The sequence below is a fragment of the Cryobacterium sp. N19 genome, assembly GCF_002929595.1.
GTDB lineage: Bacteria > Actinomycetota > Actinomycetes > Actinomycetales > Microbacteriaceae > Cryobacterium > Cryobacterium flavum.
In genome coordinates this window covers 1-1,252 of the sequence record NZ_PJJR01000003.1, presented here as the reverse complement: position 1 = coordinate 1,252, position 1,252 = coordinate 1, and the positions used below count along the sequence as shown (strand labels likewise).

General features: G+C 61.9%; 1 protein-coding gene. It reads left to right on the top strand.

The annotated features are described in order from the left end of the window. The first annotated feature begins 66 nt into the window (after positions 1 to 66). Positions 67 to 1,211, top strand: a protein-coding gene (locus CXY78_RS00025) for an IS3 family transposase (RefSeq protein ID WP_104087424.1) whose coding sequence is annotated in 2 segments (ribosomal slippage) — positions 67 to 346 and positions 346 to 1,211 — 1,146 coding nt in all. Because the reading frame shifts where the segments join, the coding sequence is not laid out codon by codon here. Positions 1,212 to 1,252 lie beyond the last annotated feature (41 nt).

The following is a 1,252-nucleotide window of genomic DNA, read 5'->3' as shown; positions in this document are numbered from 1 at the left end:
GGGACTGCCCTCGGTTTGGTTGACTCCTGACCTGTGGAGCTTCGTCTTCACTGGAAAGATGTCATCATGCCCAAGCCCTACCCACCCGAGTTTCGCCGTGATGTTGTCGCGGTCGCCCGGAAGCACGAAGCCCCGCTGAACCAGATCGCGAAAGACTTCGGAATTTCGGAGTCCTGCCTGATGAACTGGCTGAAAAAAGCCGACGTCGAGGACGGCGTCAAGCCCGGTGTGACCGAGAAGGAGTCCGCAGAACTGCGGGATGCGAAGAAACGTATTCGGCTGCTTGAGCAAGAAGCCGAGGTCATGCGCCGTGCCGTCGCCTATCTTTCCCGGGACGTCAACCCAAAATGATGTACCCGCTGGTCCGTGAACTGGCCGTCGACGGTGTTCCCGTCACGGTGACCTGCCGGGTGTTGCGCTTCTCCAAACAAGCGTTTTACCAATGGAAACGCAACCCCGTCTCCCAGCGTGACTGGGATGACGCCCACCTCACCAACGCAGCCTGGGACGCCCACCAGAACGACCCCGCGTTCGGTTACCGGTTCATCTCCGACGAACTCAACCTGGCCGGCATGACGGTGGGCGAGAACCGGGTTTGGCGGCTGTGTTCCCAGCAGCGGCTCTGGAGTGTGTTCGCGAAGAAACGCGGCCTGACGCGGAAGGCTGGGCCGCCGGTCCACGATGACCTCGTCGAACGGAAGTTCACCGCGACGCGCCCGAACGAGCTCTGGCTGACCGACATCACCGAGCACCGCACCGACGAGGGCAAGATCTACCTCTGCGCCATCAAGGACGTCTACTCGAACAAGATCGTCGGCTACTCCATCGACTCCCGAATGACAGCGTCGCTGGCCGTCGCCGCCGCCCGCAACGCGATCGGGCAGCGGACCATCGAGGGGACGATCCTGCACTCCGACCGCGGATCGCAATTCCGGTCTAACGCCTTCGTCCGGGTGCTAAAGAACAACGGCATCACTGGATCGATGGGCCGGGTCGGCGCATGTGGCGACAACGCCGCGATGGAATCGTTCTTCGCGTTGCTGCAGAAGAACGTCCTCGACCGGCAGCGCTGGGCTACCCGGGACGAACTCCGCCTGGCGATGGTCGTGTGGATCGAGCGGACCTACCACCGAAAGCGTCGGCAACGCCGCCTCGGAAAACTCACCCCGATCGAGTTTGAGACAATAAACATGGCCCTCAAGGCCACCTGAAACCACTAACCCCCAGAGTCAACTGAACTCGGGGCAGTCCC